The organism is Mahella australiensis 50-1 BON, from assembly GCF_000213255.1.
In the GTDB taxonomy this organism is placed as follows: Bacteria; Bacillota; Clostridia; order Mahellales; family Mahellaceae; genus Mahella; species Mahella australiensis.
In genome coordinates, this window is sequence record NC_015520.1 from 2,719,825 (window position 1) to 2,739,988 (window position 20,164).

Below are 20,164 nucleotides of genomic sequence, written 5' to 3' on the forward strand. Positions count from 1 at the left end.
GTATATTATTGGCCAGCGCCAGGGATTATTACGACATATTTCAGCAATATCAACAGCGTAGGGACCGTGCCGAAAGGCTGCTCATAGAACGCAAGGATGAGATCTATAGGCTTATACCGGAAATAGCCAAAATAGACGACGAGATACGCCAACTCGGCATGAGCATATCCAAGGCTATGCTCAACCACGAGATAAATAGTCAACAAGCAGTCGATGAGCTTGAACATAAGCTGGAAGAGCTGCGCGACAGAAAACGTCGCCTGCTCATAAGCGCTGGCTACAGCGAGGACTATCTTTCTCCTCAATATATTTGCAAAGATTGCCAAGATACTGGCTATATAGGTGCCCAAAAATGTCATTGTCTGAGGCAGGCATTGATAGATCGGGCTTATGCACAGTCCAACCTTGGCCACATGCTTCAGGCGCAGACATTCGATACATTCGATATAACTCGCTATTCTGATCAGCCGGTAGATGGTGAGGCCATGACACCGCGCGAAAATATGGAGATGATATACGCGGCATGCCTGGCTTTTGTAGAGGATTTTGACCGTTCACCTGAAAACCTCCTTTTCTACGGCCCCACCGGTTTAGGCAAGACCTTTTTGTCCAGCTGCATAGCGCGTGAATTACTTGATCGAGGCAAGACGGTATTATATCAAACCGCTTTCAGCATATTCGAGATATTACGCGAGTATAAATTCAGCCTCAACAAATCGGACTATATACCCCAGCAATTCGATATGCTGTTAGACGTCGACCTTTTAATCATAGATGACCTCGGCACTGAGCTTAACAATAGCTTTATAAGCTCCGAGCTGTTCAATGTGCTGAATTCGCGCCTGTTAGCCGGTAAAAAGACCATAATATCCACTAATTTAACGTTATCCCAGCTCAACGACGCCTATTCCGAGCGCATTATATCGCGTATAATAGGCCATTATACGATACTGAAGTTCTACGGCGACGACATAAGAAAGCAATTGGCATAGGGCTTTCAAAGGCTCTTGAAGTCGGCATATCTGTCCTGAGCTTCCGTGAGATGGCCGCTTAAATCCGCGAGCTTTATAGGTGGTACGGCAAAGGCACAAACTCATTATTTACTTGGCTATTCAGTATTCAGCTGTTGATAGCGGTGAGATAAGATGGGGAGGCTCGACTGCATATTCAAGCAACTTATTAATCGTTGCGGTAGTAATAGTTGGTATTATGAATTGGAAAAAATGGCCGATGAATGATATAACGTTTACTGCTGACGCATGTGAAGAACCTATTTAAAGCTGGGTAAACATACAAAGATTAGAATAGGAATTTGGGTACAATTTAGCTATTGCTCAATACAAAAAGGCCCGGACGTTTAATAATTATCCGAGCCCATTTTTTCTATATGCACCAATTAGCTAAGATACTTATCCAATTTCGATAGAGCATCGATATCAAAAATATCTTCTGTTATAGCGTCAAGTTGCTCTTTAGATGCCTCGGATATCCTCTTTTCATATTCCGGCGGCAATCCATTCAGTTTCTTGCGCAATTGTTTTATAAGCGTCTGTGCTGCTCCTTTTTCAATACCCTTCTCAATGCCCTTCTCAATGCCCTTTTCAATGCCTTCGTCAAGTATTATTTTATAAGTTTCCGATTCCTGCAAGTTTAACATCTTGTCCACCTCCTTAAAAACCCTTTCTATTACGTCCTTGTTAAATACCAACCCGGAAAATATCTCGGCCTTGAATGCTATCTCTTTCTTCCTGCTTAATTCCATAGGCGCTGCTACTATAGCGTCCGTACACATTCTCAAATATTCGTCCTTCCTCATCCTGCGGCTATCCCTATCCATCAGTGGAAGCAAGGCATATAGATCATAGTATTTGGTTTTTATTACATCTTCAAATTTCGTTGCTCCTATATCTATCAGTCTATACTTATAGTTAAGTTTATTTTCTTCACCAAGCTTATATGTTATGCCGCTGTCCATATTTATTCGGTCCTTGCCCATATATATTACGGCCTGATAAATCGGCAAGCCGTACTTTTCGATAATTTCTAACGCATATCTGAGCATCCTATACGGCATCTTTTTATCATTATCCGATTGAAACTCAAGATGCACCGCCACGTCATTTCCTTCTAGCGCGCACCTGTAGACCATATCGCCGCTCCTTCGCTCAACATGCGTAAATTCTATATTGAGTTCTTCCGCGTTATTAAGCTCTACGCCTATGAAATAGGCCATCATGTCGTCTGTAATGTCTGCAAAAATATTTTTTACGGCTATATCATACGATTGATCCGGCATTTTTCCTCTCCTTATATCAATACTTAAATTATAACGTGAGTAGCGTAGCATGTCAAACAATAATCGCATAAGGGGCGCATAAAGTTATGGTTGCCTAACGAGCTTTTATAACAGTATTGCTCTTCCACTTATCGCCCTTCAGCCTACTGTAATATAAAGCACCTCTCACGAGCCAATCCACAAACATGCCTATCCATATCCCTACTACGCCCATTTTCAAAGGTATACAAAAAACGTATCCCAACACAACCCTAAATGCCCACATACCGATCATAGAAGTAAGCAGGGTATATTTTGCATCGCCTGCGCCTTTCAAACCGGCCGGCAGCACAAAAGCCGCCGGCCACAATATCGGTGTGCTGATTGAACATAGCCTCACAAGCAGCGCGGACAAGTTTATCACATCGGCATCGCGTGAGTATATGGCAACGAGTGGCCTGGCAAATATGAATGAAATGACGCACAATGCCAGCATACATAGCATAGAAACTTTTGTCAAATATAAGAGCGTGTCCCGTGCCTCATCGCTATCACCCTTGCCCATGCTCCGGCCTACCATGGTAGTCGCCGCTATACTGAGCGCATTGCCCGGAATATTGACCAAAGAAAATATTGAATTGGCTATGGAGTTAGAAGCTATGGCCACAGTCCCTAGTCCTACGATAAAAATCTGCGTGATAAGCTTTCCGCCGTTGAAGAGCAGTGATTCAATACCTGCCGGCAAACCTACCGAGAATATGGATCGCTGCATGTAACTATCGATCTTAAACTGCTTGAGGCCGGTCAATTTTATTATTTTGGAACCGTTAAACAATATAAACATTATGATCCCTGTCCCTATGGCACGCGCTATGGCTATGCCCAGCGCCGCTCCCATTACTTCCAAGCGAGGGATAGACAGGTCAATGGAAAAAATATTTATCCTCAAGCCATAGATCAAAACATAGCTTAAAATTATATTGACGATGTTCATAAAGACAGTGACGACCATCGGCGTTTTAGTATCACTCGCCCCGCGCAAAACGCCGCACGCTATAGCTGTCAACGATATTAATGGATATGTGAATAGTGTTATGCCAAGATATGTATATGAATACTGCATAACCCTTTCATCAGCTGCACCGAATAGGAAGTTTATAAGCGGTACTTGAAATATCCATAAAGCCACCGTAACTATGATAGACAGTAAGAGGCCGGAAAATAGAGCCTGCTTGACGGTTTCATTGGCTTCGCGTATCTTTCCTTGACCGGCATACTGCGCCACCACTACCGTACTGCCCACCGCAAGGGATGAGAAAAAGGCTATCAGTATGTTGTTGATTGAATCCACCATCCCTATGGCCGATACCGCCTCTTTGCCTATACGGCTGGCTAATACGGTATTCACTACCCCCATAGACATCACGAAGATCTGCTCCGTAATGATAGGTATAGTGAGCCTGAATACATCGCTGCGTATAACTATTTTACTCATCCCCATGCTTCCTCCCGGCCTGCATAAGCAATAAATGAATGACCTGCCTATATGAATCTTTTGGGCAGGCTATTTTATTATGCTAATACATATCACCACGAAATGCAAGAAAAAGATTCGGCATGAGCATGCTGTTTCTGTGGATCGGCATAAAACTGCCTTCTATCTCTCCTTCCCCAACATATACCACTATTATGGCTATAACATCTGCTTTATTGATAACGTTACATAGAATATTATCTTTATTTAATAAGCATCTCGGTTCAATTTAAAATCTTGAGACGCAGATGTAAATATAGAAAACTGCATATATATAATACATAAAGGAACGTTTTATTAACATGTACTTTGTGGAGTAATTATATTAAAGTAGTTTAAAGGGGCTTTTAACCCCTTCCTTCATAGCTTAGCGCATAAATTAATAAGATAAATGTCTTAAATACGTGGTAACAATACCACATGTGGCATATCATAATATTATCCTTTAATTGCACCTGCAAGTCCCTCAACAAAAGTGTTCTGGAAACAAATATATACAATCAATACTGGAACTATGCTAATCAACGCTCCGGCGGTCAATAGACCATAGTTAGTGCTGTACTGGCCTATAAAACTGGCTAAGCCAGCCGGTACTGTTCGCATAGTATCATCTGTGAGAAAAACTGATGCAAGCAAATATTCATTCCAGGTAGACAAGAAATCCATGATCATTAAAGTTCCTAAAGCTGGTTTACTTAGTGGCAGTATTATATTCCAAAAGAGCCGTGCAGTAGAACATCCATCTATTAATGCGGCTTCATCCAATTCTTTAGGTATTGTCCTCATAAAACCTCTTAACACTAATATGCCGAACGGTATGCCAAACCCTAAATATACGATAAAAATACCTAGATATGTGTTAATTAAATTCAAACGACTCAATGCTATGTTAAGAGGAATTAAAGTAACCTGCATAGGTATCATCATTCCTATAAGAAAAAAGATAAATATCCTGGTACCGCTATTTTTATTGCTAAGCCTAGTAATATAGAATGCTGCCAAAGCTTCAATCAATATACCTAAAGGAACTTTTATTATAGAAATTATGAAACTATTTTTCATATATACGCCCAAATTGCCGTTTATCCAAGCTTTTACAAAATTTCCCCATTGTAAAGTTTGTGGCAAAGAAAATATTGGTCTGCTATAAAAATCTTGATTGCTCTTTAAGGCAGTAATCAAAATAAAAAATATGGGCACAAGCCAGACTATGGATATTAATGTCATAAATATATAAAAAATCACTTCTCCAACGCGCTTTTTGCTCATTGCTATATTACCTCCCTCTAGTCTCTAGCCATATATAATACATATGGTATTATTACGATCATTAAAACAACAACCATTACCCATGCAATTGCCGAACCTATTCCCAATTTAGAGAACATAAAGGACTGTTGATACATCCATGTTGCTAATACCTGAGTACTATTACCGGGCCCTCCGTTAGTCATAACAGAAATTATATCATAAACTTTCAATGAGTTTATAATTTGAGTTGCAAAAACGATCACAAAAGTTTCTCTTAATAACGGTATAATTATGCTAAAAAATGTCCTAAACTTGCCTGCACCATCGATTAAAGCAGCTTCCAAATAATCTTTTGAAATAGTCTGAAGGCCGGAAAGGAACAAAACCATGGGTGCTCCCAACCCTTGCCAGAGCGCTGCCACATATACTGCATATAAGGCTATTTGTGGATCTGACAGCCATGCCTTCGTAAGCCCATGAAGCCCTAAAACTTCTAACAAGCCATTTATCAAACCAAGTTGCGGATGATACATCCAAGTCCATATTAAAGCAACAACAACGCCACTTAAAGTATAAGGGAAATAAATTATTCCTCTATATGCGACTCTGCCTTTAAATTCTCTATTTAGTGCAACGGCTATTAATAATGCTATGCTGACTGTAAAAACTACTGTCAATATAGTCCAAATTATATTGTTTTTTAAAGATATTTGGAAAACATTATCTTTTAAAAAAAGATATACATAATTATCAAAGCCGACAAATTTCATTTTGCCGACACCATCCCAATTATAAAAGCTAATAAATAATGAATATATGGATGGCACTACTATCACAAACAAGTATATAAGCAAGGCTGGTAAAATAAACCAAAATTTACCCTTTCCTGCATTTTCTTTCATTATAGCAGCTCCTTTCTGAAAATATTACCATTTAGGTACTCGCGAAATATAGCTGGCATTGCAATGCCAGCTATATTTTAGTAAATAATTAATGTTTACTGGATAATATAAAGTAAACTAATTATTTGAATTTTTATATTCTTCTACAGCTTGTTGCATAAACTGTGCCGCTTGCTCAGATGTCATCTTAGCAAGGCCTATAGAATCTAATGCTTCAAATAATTTGTTTACAACTTCCTGAGGAAGCGCCTGATCCGTTATGGTAAAAGTACCATATTCATTCATTGAGTCAACAACTTGTGGTACCAATACTAAATTATCGGGCAACTTATTATCTTTATATGGTAAAGGTTGCTGCAACTGATATTTCTCTACAGTCTCAGGAGAATACATAAATTCCACGAAATTCATGCATTGATCCAATTTTTCATCAGACAAATCCGCATTAAATTGTATCATTTCTATAAAAGCACTCATTCTGTTGGCCTCTGCTGTCAATGGCATTTTAAAGAAACCATATTTAGAAACATCTTGTCCATCAGCTATAAGCGAATTAGTTTCAAACCACGGTCCTTCTATATCCATTGCCGCTTTATCTTGATAAAGTAACAACTTAGTATCATTTGGATCTGCAGTAAGGTACCCTTCTGGAAAATAACCTTTATCTATCCATTCCTTTAATTTTGCAAATGATTTTACAACGCCTTCCTGCGACCAATCAGCATCTAAAGTGAGCAACTTATCATGAGTTTCACTTCCACAATACATTTCAAGTAGCTCTTCCCAAATCCTCATAACATGCCATCCATATTTGCCTGCAGTAGATATGGGGGTTATGCCATTGCTTTTTAAAGTAGCTAAAGCTTTTTCAAAATCATCAAAAGTTTGTGGAATCGCCATATTATATTTTTCAAATATATCTTTTCTATAAAACATTCCTAATGCATTTATAACAAACGGGTAACCAGCAAGTTGACCATCTAATGTTGCTAATTCCAAAGCTGCTGGCATAAACTTGTCTCCCCAATTATGAGCCTTGGCATATTCGGTTAAATCATATGACAAACCATTCTCGGGATAATAAGAACCCAAGCTACCCCCCCAATTGCGCCATATATCCGGTAGGGTCTTAGATGAAGCAGCTATTTTTAAATTCTTTTTTTGATCGTCTGTGCTGTTGAAACTAACTTTTATCTTTACATTTGGATTCTGCTGTTCATACTCTTTGATCACAGAAGAAATCGCATCTTGATTACTAGTTAATGTCATAAAACTTATAGTAGTTTTAGCATCACTCTGTGTACCATCCTCTTGCTCATTCGTTGTACCAGTATCAGACGTGTCATTTTGGGTTTGTGTACCTGTGTTCCCGCAACCAGCCATTATTGTAACGATCAAAGTCATCATAACCACACATGCCAATATTTTTCTTAACTTATTATTCATCTTCATACCTCCAAAATAATCATTTATTTCTACCTAGTCATGGTAGATACCGGAACAAGAAATCTTTGTATATCATTAATTCATTCCCAACATCAGCTACAACAACAAAATAATCACCTCCATGATACATTTATTCGAGCACTTCTCTGTTAACGCGTTCATTATAACATCACATTTTATATTTGTAAATAGTTTTTTAAAAAATTTTATTGACATTACTTCTTAAAACAGCTATTATAAGAGTAAATATTGAATATATGTTTATATAAATATATTTAGATTAATGCTTATATTAATAAATCCGCTAGGCATTATTAAATTTTTTAATAATATTTTAGCAGAAAGGAAGTGTTCTATGGATATCGATAAATTGCAAAATAAGGCTGTGGATATACGCAAAGAACTGCTTACAATGATATATGAAGCAGGAGGAGGCCATGTCGGTGGCTCTTTATCATCTGTGGATATACTGGTAGCATTGCATTATGGCGTGATGAGGCTGGACCCAAGAAATCCTAAATGGGAGCAAAGAGATCGTTTCATACTGAGCAAAGGCCACAGTGTAGAAGGATACTATGCTATACTCTGCGATATAGGGTTTTTCTCCAAAGATGAGCTTAAAACATACAGAAAATTTGATAGCAAGCTGATAGGCCATCCTTCTAACAAAGTCCCCGGTGTAGAGGCCAGCACAGGTGCTCTTGGCCATGGCCTATCCATAGGCATAGGCATGGCTTTAGCAGGAAAAATGGATGCCAAAGATTATAAGGTTTACGTCTTAATGGGCGACGGCGAGCAAGCTGAGGGCTCGCTCTGGGAGGCCGCTATGGCTGCAGGCAACTATAAACTCGATAATCTAATAGGTATTATAGACAGAAATGGGCTGCAGATAAGCGGCTCCACTGAAGATGTTATGAAGCTTGAAAGCCTTAAAGATAAATGGACATCATTTGGCTGGCATATCCAATCCCTCGACGGACATGACATAACAGGCTTAATAAGGGCATTTCAGAGCATACCCGTACAAAAAGGCAAACCCCATCTGATAATTGCAAATACCATAAAGGGCAAAGGCGTACCTTTCATGGAGAATGACCCGGCTTGGCACCACAAAGTGCCTGACAGCCAGCAATTAAACATGGCGCTGCAGGCTTTGGATGCTCAATATAAGGAGGTAAGATGACTATGGCAAATTTGCTCGCTTGCAGAAAGGCTTTTACCGACGCTCTGCTTGAATGCGCAAAAGCAGACAGCAGTATAGTGGCCGTCACATCCGATGCCAGAGGTTCGGTCACCCTGGATAAGTTCGCAGCAGAGCTTCCTCGTCAATTCGTCGAGGTCGGCATCGCCGAACAAAACCTGATAGGTATAGCTTCAGGCTTAGCTTTATCCGGTAAAAAACCGTTTGCATGCAGCCCGGCATGCTTTGTATCCGCAAGAAGCATGGAGCAGGTAAAGCTCGACATCGCATATAACAACAGCAACGTAAAGGTAATAGGCGTAAGCGGAGGTGTAAGCTATGGCCCATTAGGCGCCAGCCATCATTCTTTAAATGACATAGCCGTGATGAGAACTATGCCAGGCTTGACCGTTATACTGCCATGCGATGCGCGTGAAACGTCTCAGATGGTAAAGTCCTTAGCAAAATGGAGCGGCCCTGCCTACGTAAGGATGGGTAGGAATCCTGTACCGGATGTCTACGAGGATGATGATATGCCCTTCGAAATAGGCAAAGCAAATACTTTACTCGACGGCGATGATATCACTATAATAGCTACCGGCGAGATGGTAAGGCACGCCTTAAACGCGGGTATAATGCTTAGGAATAAAGGCATACATGCACGCGTAATAGATATGCATACCATAAAGCCGTTAGATGAAGATGCAATACTAAAAGCGGCACAGGAAACCGGCAATGTTATAACTGTGGAAGAACATTATGCTTATGGAGGACTGGGCTCGGCCATAACGGAGTTAACAGCTCAGCGCTGCCCTATCCCAGTTAGTATAATGGCTTTTCCGGATGAGTACGCAATAACTGGCGAGCAGGACCAGGTCCTGAACTATTACGGCCTAACAGCCGATGGAATATATAATACGGCGTTGAATATGCTGGAACAATAAAGGAGAATAATATGATGACTGAACGCTGGGGAATATTCGAATTAACACTAAACGGCCCGCAAACAGGCAACCCTTTTGTAGACGTAACTTTTGGCGCACTATTCAAGCATCAAAACAGGGTTATTCATACGGATGGATTCTACGATGGCGATGGAATATACAAGGTCAGATTCATGCCCGATAAGGAAGGAACATGGGCATATTCCACGTTTAGCAACTGCAGCGAATTGGACGGAATGATAGGAGAATTCGAATGCATAATGCCTTCGGCGCAAAACCACGGACCTGTACGCGTAAAGGATGAGTATCACTTCGCATACGAGGACGGCACGCCTTACCTCCCCTTTGGCACGACATGTTACGCTTGGATTCACCAAGGCGATGAGATGGAAGAAAAAACGCTGGCCACACTGGCCGATGCCCCTTTCAATAAAATGCGTATGTGCGTTTTCCCTAAACATTACGATTATAACACCAACGAACCGGTGTATTATCCATTTGAAGGCTCGTTGGAAGAGGGCTGGGATTTCACCAGATTTAATGTTGAATTCTTCAGGCATATGGAAAAAAGGATAGGCGAGCTTCTGGCATTGGGTATAGAGGCCGATCTGATATTATTCCACCCATATGACCGCTGGGGCTATTCAACCATGGACTGCGAAAGCGACGAGCGCTATCTGCGCTACATAACGGCGAGGTTATCGGCATACCGAAATATATGGTGGTCAATGGCCAACGAATATGACCTTATGCAAGCCAAAAATTTGATGGATTGGGACAGGTTTTTTAAGCTTATACAGCAATGCGATCCATACCAGCACCTGCGTTCGGTACACAATTGCCACACCTTTTATGATCATGGTAAGCCATGGGTGACCCACTGCAGCATACAGCATTCGGACCTAACAAAGGTTACCGAGTGGCATAAACTCTATAAAAAGCCCGTAGTAGTCGATGAATGCTGCTATGAAGGCAATATAGCGCACAATTGGGGTAATATAACGGCGCAGGAAATGGTACACCGTATATGGGAAGGCACTATACGCGGCGGATACGTGGGCCACGGCGAAACCTATGTCGATCCCAATGATATTTTATGGTGGTCAAAAGGCGGGATCCTACATGGTCAAAGCCCGGAAAGACTATCTTTTTTACGTCAGCTTCTGGAACAAAGCCCTCAAGACTTAATGCCCATCGATATAGGATACAGTTATGATGTTTTATATGCTCTAAGCAAGAATGATGAATACTTCCTGGCCTATTGTGGCAGTGGGCAATCCGCTTACAAGGACATAGCATTGTCCGATCAAAGCAGCTATACCATAGAGGTCATAGATGCATGGGATATGACCGTGACACCGTTAGATGGGGTTTTCAGAGGCAAATGTAGAGTTAAGTTACCTGCCAAGCCTTATATAGGCCTGCGCATACGAAAGGTCGAATAACAATGCAGCAAGATAGGCTTATATTGTCAATAGATCAGAGCACATCGGGCACCAAGGCGATATTATATGATAAAAAAGGCAACATTGTGGAAAACAGCTATACCCTACATAGCCAGATTTATCCCAGGCCGGGCTGGGTAGAGCACGACGCTGAAGAAATCTATGATAAAGCTATCGAAGCCATAAAGGACGTATGCGATAAAGCCGGCATAACGAACGACGATATAGCTGCCCTTGCCATAACCAACCAGAGGGAAACCATCGTAGCATGGGACAAATACACCGGCCAACCCATATACAACGCTGTGGTCTGGCAATGCCAGAGGGCAACCGAGATATGCGCAGAGCTGGAAGGCAAAGGCTATGGAGATATTATCAATAAAAAGACAGGGCTGCCGCTTTCACCCTATTTTTCTGCATCAAAACTGAAATGGATGTTGGAAAATATAGATGGCGCCATGGATAAAGCCAAATCCGGCAGGCTATTATGCGGTACCATAGATGCTTGGCTCATATGGAAGCTTACGGACGGTCGCGTTCATGCAACCGACTACTCCAACGCCTGTCGCACGCAATTATTCAATATACAGGGCCTTTCATGGGACCGTGAACTTCTCGACATATTCGGCATACCCGAATCCATGCTCCCCGAGGTCAAATCGTCTGATGAGATATTTGGGTATGCCGATAATATACCTATAACCGGCGTCATGGGCGATTCCCATGCAGCGCTATTTGGACAACGCTGTTGGCAAAAAGGCATGGCCAAGGCCACCTATGGAACCGGCTCTTCTGTTATGTTAAATACCGGAAATCAGCCTGTTTATTCACAAAAAGGCTTGGCCACATCTATTGCATGGAAGAGTACTCAGGGATTATACTATGTATTAGAAGGCAATATAAATTGCACCGGGGCAACGATAAAGTGGCTGGTAGAGCGCCTAGGTATATTGTCCAGCTCAAAAGAAAGCGGCGTTATTGCCGCATCGGTAAAGAACAATGACGGCGTGTATCTGGTACCTGCTTTTGTGGGACTGGGAGCGCCATACTGGAACAGCAACGCAAGAGCTGCTATAACAGGCATGACTATGAGTACCGGTAGAGCCCATATAGTAAGAGCCGCTGAGGAGTCCATAGCGTATCAGATCAAGGATATCCTCGATCTGATGATACAGGATAGTGGTATAAGCCTGCAGGAATTACGCACGGATGGCGGGCCCACTCGCGATGCCTTCCTGATGCAATTTCAAGCCGATATATTAGATATCGACGTTAGGCCCAGCCGTATCGCAGAAATTTCATCGCTCGGATCAGCTTTTATGGCAGGCTTGGCTATAGGTTTCTGGAATATGAACGATATAGCAGCTATAGCTGATTCAGACAAGACATACAAAAGCCGTATGAGCGCACAAGACAGAGAAAGGCTTTATGCCGGCTGGAAAGATGCTGTGTATAAGACATTGTCTAAACAAGAACAACAAGGAGAGGTAAGCTGACATTGAAAGTAAAAGAGATAGCGGAAAAATTGAACGTATCCCCGGCTACTGTATCGTTGGTATTGAATAATAAACCAGGGGTGAGCGAGAAGACACGCCAACGTGTCTTACAGGCCGTAGCCGAGGCCGGCTATGACACCAATATTTTATCCAAACCCGCTTTACGGGATCATAAGGCCATGCGTTTCATCATATATAAAAAGCACGGTCATGTCGTAGGTGATACTCCTTTCTTTTCCGCATTGATGGAAGGTATCGATCTTGAAGCCAGAAAGAAGGGATACAGCGCCGTTATCTCCTATATAAACGATGACCAAAATAAGAATGATATATTGAGGCTCATTAAAGACCATCCGTTAAATGGCATAATTATACTCGCCACCGAGATGGATTGTAATGATTTGCAGCCATTCATAGATATGCCGGTTCCCGTGGTGTTGTTGGATAGCTTTTGTAGAGATATACCGTTGGATAGTGTGGTCATAAACAATGTCCAAGGGGCTTATAATGCAACAAAGCACCTTATAGACAAAGGACATACCGATATAGGCTATCTGCACAGTTCAGTATGGATAAATAATTTTGATGAAAGAACGGATGGCTTTCTAAAGGCATTATCTGACCACAACATTAAATTCAATAAAAAAAATATGTTTTCCCTAGAATCCACTCTGGACGGGGCATACAGGGACATGTTAGAGATACTACAAAGCAACGCAGATCTTCCAACAGCTCTTTTCGCAGATAACGACATAATAGCCTTTGGTGCAATAAAAGCCTTGAAGGAGAAGGGGATCAGCATACCGGATGAGGTATCCATCGTCGGCTTCGATGATATGCCTTTTTGCAACATCATAGACCCGCCACTAACTACCGTAAGGGTGTATAAGCAGGATATCGGCAGGTTGGCTGTACGCAGGCTTATAGAAAAAATACGGTATAATAGCAATATATTCGTGAATATAGAAGTTGGCACTGAACTTGTAGAACGCCAAAGCGTGTTAGACAAAACAAGAAAGGATAATAATAGAAATGGAATATAAAATAAAAATAGGCATGGTACCTACGAGAAGAAACATATTCAGCGCGCAGGACGCTATAAAATACAAGCGCTTAATACAGGATAAGCTCGATAGCTTGAACATAGATTATATAGATATAGACGATATAAACGAGGAAGGCCTCTTATTTAACGAAGATGATGTCGACAAAATCATAGACAAATTCAGGGCGGCCAAAATAGACGCTCTTTTCTTTCCCCATTGTAATTTCGGATCCGAAGCGCTCGTATGCAAAGTGGCCGACGCCTTCAAGTTGCCCATACTCTTATGGGGTCCGAGGGATGAAAGCCCTCTACCCGACGGCTCAAGGCTCCGCGATACGCAATGCGGCTTGTTTGCTACAGGTAAGATATTAAGGCGCTTCGGTTTACCGTTTACATATATGCCGAATTGTCGCTTAGAAGACCCTGTATTCGAGCGTGGCCTCAGCAATTTCATAGCTGCCGCCAATGTAGTGAAAGAGTTCAGGAATATGCGCATACTTCAGATATCGACCAGACCGGCCGATTTCTGGACCATGATGTGCAATGAAGGTGAATTATTAGAGAAATTCGGCATAGAGATACATCCTATCTCCTTAAACGAGTTAACCGATATGGTAGTTGAGCTTGCACAAAATAAGGACCATGAGGTAATGCAAACCGTCGGCTTTATAAAGGATAATATGGAAGTCTGCATACCCGAAGAGGATGCTATACGCGTCGCTGCCTTAAAAGTAGCCATGAGCCGCCTGAGCAAAAAATTCAAATGCAAGGCCATAGCTATACAGTGCTGGGACGCGTTGCAGCAGGCAATACACATCATGCCCTGCGCCGCCAACTCCTTGCTAACCGACGAAGGTATGCCCGTGGCCTGCGAGACCGATATACACGGCGCCATAACGGCAGTAATGGCGCAAGCCGCATGTATGAGCAAAACGCCGCCATTCTTCGCCGACTGGACCGTAAGGCACCCAACCAATGACAACGGCGAATTGCTGCAGCATTGCGGACCATGGCCGATATCGCTGGCTAAAAAAGGAACCCGTGCGAAATTAGATCGCCCATTCGTTTTCCCAGAGCACTGCTCAGGGTCGGTGTCTGCTGAGATAAAAGGCGGCGAGCTATCCATCATGCGTTTTGACGGTGACAACGGCAAATATTCCGTATTATTAGGCAAAGCCCATGGCATAGAAGGCCCTTACTGTGCTGGCACATACCTCTGGATAGAAGTTGACAACTGGGTAAGGCTAGAGGAAAAACTGGTAACCGGTCCTTACGTGCATCACTGCGTGGGCGTGCATGCAGACATATTGCCTGTAATATATGAAGCGTGCAAGTATATACCGGGATTGCAGCCGGATTTTTATGATCCTGTAGAAGAAGACGTGAAAGCTTGGCTAAGAGGAGAGGTATAAGTCGGCTTTTTCAATAAGCCTTGAAGCATCATCAACGCTCATAACAGGAAAAAGCAGATATAGTCCATCGCTGCCGTAACGTTTTACCAGCTTATCCGCTTTTATTATCCACTCATCGACATCACCCTGCTCAATGCTTACCCACAAAGATTTACCGGCAGCTCTTACTTTATCATATATCGGGTACCAGAGCTCGCTGCCGCCGTCTTGCTTGCCCGCGCCCGGCGTCCACTGAAGTGCATCGAGCTCTTCCACCTGCATCAAAGCATCCAAGTGCTTTATAGCATCCATGCCGTCCAGATGATACATCGCGTAGTCCAACCTTTGACATTGATAGCTCAGTGATGGTATGAAAAATTCTTCAAACTGTTTGGGGGACATTATTGCAGAAAAATCACATTGCACCTTAGCTATCCTGCCCGGCCCCCATATATCGAACACCGTATAGCTGCTCCCACCTTCCTCATCTTTGACAATATCATATATGGGATAATAATACATGAAATACAGCTCATCTATTTGTCTTATATACTCTTTCACCACATCCGGCTCATCTATGAGGTCAAAGCAAAACTGCTGTGCTCCGCGCATAGCCGCGAGTATATCTATACTCTCTATTATGTCTGGTATATTCACCAAAAAATCATCGCCGGCAAGCTCTTTGCCACGTTCTATAAGCTCCAAATGCCTCTTCCACCAGTAGTTGTCCGGATCATACTTTAGCTCACCCCATTCCTTCCAATCTGGTTTGACGCATTCGGTATACCAGACTGTATCCCAGGAGAAATTCGGTTCCGAGCCAAGGTATGTAGCCATAGAACCAGGTCCTATATTTATGTCCAACGATGGAAATGACTCCGCCATAAATATATGCGTTTTGCAAAAATTTCTCAGTTCTTTTGCCCGGCGCTCCACATCTAGGTGTAAAGCTTCGGGCGTTTGCGGAGGCTCTATCTCTTCCAACGGCTCTATAGGCTTATCGCGCCGAGCTACCACTTTCATCATAGGGCGGCCTATGCTGCCGTGTGCCCACCACGTTTTAAAATGCTCTTTCGTTTGCACCCAATTGTCTTTATATTTCATCTCTATCCCCTCTTCGCTAAAATCTCATCGTCACTGCATCGCCGTCATATATCATCGTTTTATCCGGCTTATCAGACTTCTCCACGCTTATGCCGCGGCCGACTTCCACAAGCACGACATCGAATTCTATTTCTTCCGGCATTCCCTTATATGTTCCCCGCCGATTGCCAATGGACAATTCTTTCCTGCTGTCATCCCATTTAATAGGTATGATAGAATACTCGCCCTTCTCGTAGTTATAGTTGTCGCCCTCATCCTGATAAATATCAAATTCCCCGTCGCTTCCTGTATAAACCCTAAGCTCTATAGGCGAATTCGCCTCAGTCGCGTACTGCGTTAGCGGGCCCATGGGTACAATGGAACCGGCTTTGACATAAAGAGGCATGATGTCTATAGGCGCGGCGCTCTCTATTAATTGACCGCCGCATAGCTTCTGTCCCGTCCAAAAATCGTACCACATACATCCTTCCGGTAGATATACGCGGCGGCTTTTTTCTATGCCTGTAAGCTCTTTGGAATCCCTCTCGTAATACATGGGTTTTGTTACGGGATTTACTAAAAAAGCTGGGCCGAACATGTATTGGTCTTTGATGTCGTAAACTTGGCCGTCATGGCGGAAGTCGAATGCCAAAGGCCTCATAATTGTATAGTCCTCTAACGTTACTTTACCGGCCAACGAATATATATAAGGCAAAAGACGGTATCTAAGGTTTATGAACTTTACCAGCGTATCATAGAATATCTCCCCTGGTTGGCCGAACCGCCATACTTCCCTTGGTGTATCGGTGCCGTGCGAGCGAAACATCGGCAGAAATGCACCATACTGAAACCACCGGGCATATAGCTCCCTGTACCCCATATCATCGCAACCCTTTTCATACCCGCCATTCCAAAACCATTGCTCTCCATTTTTCACAAAGAAGGCGCCTATATCCAGCGTCCAATAGGGCATACCGGCAGCACAAAAATTGAGCCCGTCGGCGATTTGCTTTCTAAGCGTATCCCATCTCGCCGATATATCGCCTGACCATGTAACAGTGCCATATCTCTGCTGTCCTGCGTATGCCGAACGCGTAAGATTTAGCACGCGCTTTTCCGCCGTAACCCCTCTCTGCCCTTCATAAATCCCTTTGGAATGCTCCAGAGAATAGGCGTTTATATATTCAGGGTCCAGGTATTTTTTCATCTCCTCGGTGTTAATGAACAGACGCTGTTCGGGTTCAGGTTTGACCTTGCCATTCCAGTCGGCTTCAAATGGCTCAGTACAATCACACCACCATGCATCAATGCCATGTGAAAAAATCCCCTCATATGCTTGTTCCCAGTATAGCCTGCGAGCACCCTCGTCGAAAGCATTATAGGTGGCACCGTTACCTAAAAGGTATCCTTTTTCTTTCATTTCCCTGTAGTTCGATCCGTCTCCCCTCATACTAGGCCATATCGAAACCATCAAATGCACGTTCAATTGATGTAATCTTTCCATCATGGCTTTTGGATCGGGAAAACGAGCTGGATCAAAAGACTTCTGCCCCCATAGCCCATCCGGCCAGGACATCCAATCCAGCACCACGCAATCCAGAGGTACATTGCGCCTTCTATATTCTTCTGCCACCAATATAAGCTCGTCCTGTGACTTATATCGTTCCTTTGACTGGATATAGCCATAAGCCCATTTAGGGAGCATTGTTGCTTTTCCCGTTAGCTTACGATAACCCTCTATAATTTGATCCGCTTCAGGGCCGTATATGAAATAATAATCCATTTCATCGTCAATGTCCGTCCATACATACGAACCGTATACATCGTCACGAAAGGTCATTAAGGAATAGCTGTCGATTAAAACGCCATAACCCTTTGTAGAGATAAACATCGGCACCACAGCTTTGAGGTTCTGCTGGTAAAGATACTGATGATGATCTCTGTAATCCAAAATCCCTTCTTCATGAGAACCGAGACCATAAATAGCCTCATTTTCCGACCACACAAAGCTCAGTTTGCTATGGTATGCCACCCTGTCCAACTCTTGTCTCACATCTTTCACCCTGCTCCTCACGCCGTCTACAGTCTGCTCGATTTCAATTTCCGCATTATCACCGAATACAGAGCGCATGACATTTACGACATCTAACACCTTTCCGTCATCGTCCGGCTCTTTGACCAATAGGCCGCCCTCTGCATCGAAGTATGAGAAAGCGCAGGTAGCTTTATCTACCACTATCTTCAATCGCTCAGTCACTAAGCTTATGCTTTTATCGCTATCTTCTATATGCCAGCTGGCATAATCGCGCGCCTGAGGTACTATCATCAAACTTTCTTTAGAGCTGAACGCTGGCTCCAATGTATATGTTATATGAACGATACTATCCGCTAACGGCTCGAGCTTAAATTTCCCTCTATCGGTATTCAAAATCACACTATTCTGATCTTCCTTCGTAACAAACATCAACCTTTCACCGCCCCCGATGTCATCCCTGACACGATTTGATTCTGACCTAACAGGTAAACAATAAAAACCGGCAGACATGTTAATACTATATCAGCAAATACCAGATTCCATTCGGATTCATAACGGCCAAAGAAGCTATAAACGGCCAACGTCATAGGCCACTTGCTCGCGGTATTTAGCATATATAATGGCGTTATAAAATCATTCCATGCACCCATAAACACCAGCAACATGACTGTGACTAATACCGGCTTTAACAAAGGAAATATAATACTGAAAAACATCTTCCATGGCCCTGCGCCGTCAATAACGGCGGCCTCATCTATCTCCCTCGGTATCGTCCCGACAAATCCATAAATGATAAATACGCCGAATGGCACCTGCATGGCGGTATATAATATTATCAACCCAATTCTGGAATTGATAAGGTGCAAAATCTGCATCACCTTCATCAATGCCACAAAATTTAACGGAAGCATGATGCCCAAAATGATGAAGAAATAAATAAATTGATTCAATTTAGTCCGCCTTCTGGCTAACACAAAAGCAGCCATCGAGGTTGCCAATATAGTAAATACCATGGTCCCCGACGCATATAATATGCTATTCAAAAATGATTGTACTAATTTCCCTTTTTGTATAACCGTTATATAATTTTGCCATTGAAATTCTTTGGGAAGTGCAAAATTCATCAAAACCGCTTCCTGTTTGGTTTTGAATGAATTTATTATAACCAACAAGAACGGTATCAGTATAGCCAAGCTCAATATACAAGCTATACCCTGTTTTATTACATTTGATACTGTAATCTTATTTTGGTTCATAACTCCACTTCCCTTCTATTCATTATTCTAACAATGAACAGTCCGATGACCGCCATGAATACAAAAAGCAGTGTAGATAAGGCCGTACCTACGCCGTAAGTGCCATCAGCAAATTCCTTGAATACAGCAGTGTTTATAACTTCGGTCATACGCCCCGGACCACCATTGGTTAACACATATATTATATCGAATACTTTTAAGCCATAGGTAATACCAAAAATTAAATTGATATTGATAGCCGGCATTAACATAGGCAGTGTAATATGCCTTAACTTTTGCATAAAAGTTGCGCCATCTATATCGGCTGCCTCATAGTAATAGTTAGGTATAGATTGCAAACCAGCAAGAAATATGGTCATGACGTAACCTATCCCTCTCCAGGCATCGACGGCATAAATAGAGGGCCAAACCCATTTAGGGTCAACAAGCCATTTTTGCGCCATAAAATCGAGTCCGAATTTCCTTAACATTTCATTAACGAATCCTGTGGTAGGATGCAGCATAGAACGAAAAATCAGGCCAATTACGAGATAAGGCAAAACAGAAGGGAAAAAAAGTATTGCTCTATGAACGTTTTTTGCTTTTAATCCCTCGTTTAATAAAATAGCCAAGAATAATGCCGGTATAATTTTTACTATATTAGAGATTAAAGTAAATTTTAAGGTATTCATAATATACCCCAAATAGTTTTTGTTAGATGTAAAGATGGTCTTATAATTATCAAAACCTACAAAGTTAATCTCGCTGCTATAACGATTCCAGTCAGTAAAGGAATAATAGATTCCCAAAAAGCCAGGAGCAATAAAAAGAACTGCATATAAAATTAAAGCGATATAAGTAAAATATAGCGGATAAATCTTACCTTGATTCACTATCCTCTC

16 protein-coding genes are annotated in these 20,164 nt (G+C 42.3%); 7 read left to right on the plus strand and 9 right to left on the minus strand.

Features of this window, described 5'->3' with window-relative positions; genetic code table 11:
* Positions 1–8: 8 nt before the first annotated feature.
* On the plus strand, positions 9–992 hold the full coding sequence (locus MAHAU_RS12850; protein ID WP_013782153.1) for an ATP-binding protein: 984 nt from the start codon (positions 9–11) through the stop codon (positions 990–992).
* A gap of 404 nt (positions 993–1,396) precedes the next feature.
* On the opposite strand, the gene MAHAU_RS12855 is transcribed toward MAHAU_RS12850, so the two are convergent.
* The 5 genes from MAHAU_RS12855 to MAHAU_RS12875 all read right to left on the minus strand — a co-directional run bounded on the left by MAHAU_RS12855 (position 1,397) and on the right by MAHAU_RS12875 (position 7,408).
* Positions 1,397–2,296: a DUF4351 domain-containing protein gene (locus MAHAU_RS12855; RefSeq protein ID WP_013782154.1), complete on the minus strand. Its 900-nt coding sequence runs from the start codon at positions 2,294–2,296 to the stop codon at positions 1,397–1,399.
* A gap of 94 nt (positions 2,297–2,390) precedes the next feature.
* Positions 2,391–3,770 (minus strand): MATE family efflux transporter, encoded by a 1,380-nt coding sequence (locus tag MAHAU_RS12860; RefSeq protein ID WP_013782155.1) that lies wholly within the window; start codon positions 3,768–3,770, stop codon positions 2,391–2,393.
* Positions 3,771–4,247: 477 nt separating this feature from the next.
* A complete protein-coding gene (locus tag MAHAU_RS12865) occupies positions 4,248–5,078 on the minus strand; it encodes a carbohydrate ABC transporter permease (protein ID WP_013782156.1) in 831 nt (276 codons plus the stop codon).
* Between the two features lie 17 nt (positions 5,079–5,095).
* Positions 5,096–5,962 (minus strand): carbohydrate ABC transporter permease, encoded by an 867-nt coding sequence (locus tag MAHAU_RS12870; RefSeq protein ID WP_013782157.1) that lies wholly within the window; start codon positions 5,960–5,962, stop codon positions 5,096–5,098.
* A 117-nt stretch (positions 5,963–6,079) separates the two neighbouring features.
* Complete coding sequence (locus MAHAU_RS12875) at positions 6,080–7,408, minus strand: ABC transporter substrate-binding protein (protein WP_013782158.1); 1,329 nt, start codon at positions 7,406–7,408, stop codon at positions 6,080–6,082.
* 355 nt (positions 7,409–7,763) lie between these two features.
* Here MAHAU_RS12875 and MAHAU_RS12880 point away from each other — a divergent pair, with 355 nt between their 5' ends.
* The 6 genes from MAHAU_RS12880 to MAHAU_RS12905 are packed head-to-tail and all read left to right on the plus strand — an operon-like array spanning position 7,764 to position 14,930.
* On the plus strand, positions 7,764–8,591 hold the full coding sequence (locus tag MAHAU_RS12880) for a transketolase (RefSeq protein ID WP_013782159.1): 828 nt from the start codon (positions 7,764–7,766) through the stop codon (positions 8,589–8,591).
* A 2-nt stretch (positions 8,592–8,593) separates the two neighbouring features.
* Complete coding sequence (locus MAHAU_RS12885) at positions 8,594–9,532, plus strand: transketolase family protein (protein WP_013782160.1); 939 nt, start codon at positions 8,594–8,596, stop codon at positions 9,530–9,532.
* Between the two features lie 11 nt (positions 9,533–9,543).
* Complete coding sequence (locus MAHAU_RS12890; protein WP_013782161.1) at positions 9,544–10,977, plus strand: DUF5060 domain-containing protein; 1,434 nt, start codon at positions 9,544–9,546, stop codon at positions 10,975–10,977.
* 2 nt (positions 10,978–10,979) lie between these two features.
* On the plus strand, positions 10,980–12,473 hold the full coding sequence (gene glpK / locus MAHAU_RS12895) for a glycerol kinase GlpK (RefSeq protein WP_013782162.1): 1,494 nt from the start codon (positions 10,980–10,982) through the stop codon (positions 12,471–12,473).
* 2 nt (positions 12,474–12,475) lie between these two features.
* Positions 12,476–13,516, plus strand: a complete 1,041-nt coding sequence (locus MAHAU_RS12900) for a LacI family DNA-binding transcriptional regulator (RefSeq protein ID WP_013782163.1) — start codon at positions 12,476–12,478, stop codon at positions 13,514–13,516.
* Complete coding sequence (locus tag MAHAU_RS12905; RefSeq protein ID WP_013782164.1) at positions 13,506–14,930, plus strand: L-fucose/L-arabinose isomerase family protein; 1,425 nt, start codon at positions 13,506–13,508, stop codon at positions 14,928–14,930. The genes MAHAU_RS12900 and MAHAU_RS12905 overlap by 11 nt, the downstream gene beginning before the upstream one ends.
* On the opposite strand, the gene MAHAU_RS12910 is transcribed toward MAHAU_RS12905, so the two are convergent.
* Genes MAHAU_RS12910 through MAHAU_RS12925 form a run of 4 tightly spaced genes read right to left on the minus strand, consistent with a single transcriptional unit; the run spans position 14,913 to position 20,155 of the window.
* Entirely contained in the window at positions 14,913–16,013 is a 1,101-nt protein-coding gene (locus tag MAHAU_RS12910) for a uroporphyrinogen decarboxylase/cobalamine-independent methonine synthase family protein (protein ID WP_013782165.1), read from the minus strand. The genes MAHAU_RS12905 and MAHAU_RS12910 overlap by 18 nt on opposite strands.
* 16 nt (positions 16,014–16,029) lie before the next feature.
* On the minus strand, positions 16,030–18,456 hold the full coding sequence (locus MAHAU_RS12915; protein ID WP_013782166.1) for a glycoside hydrolase family 31 protein: 2,427 nt from the start codon (positions 18,454–18,456) through the stop codon (positions 16,030–16,032).
* Entirely contained in the window at positions 18,456–19,283 is an 828-nt protein-coding gene (locus tag MAHAU_RS12920; protein WP_013782167.1) for a carbohydrate ABC transporter permease, read from the minus strand. Before MAHAU_RS12920 ends, MAHAU_RS12915 begins: the two co-directional genes overlap by 1 nt.
* Positions 19,280–20,155, minus strand: coding sequence for a carbohydrate ABC transporter permease (locus MAHAU_RS12925; protein WP_013782168.1), 876 nt, complete (start codon positions 20,153–20,155; stop codon positions 19,280–19,282). Before MAHAU_RS12925 ends, MAHAU_RS12920 begins: the two co-directional genes overlap by 4 nt.
* Positions 20,156–20,164: the final 9 nt, after the last annotated feature.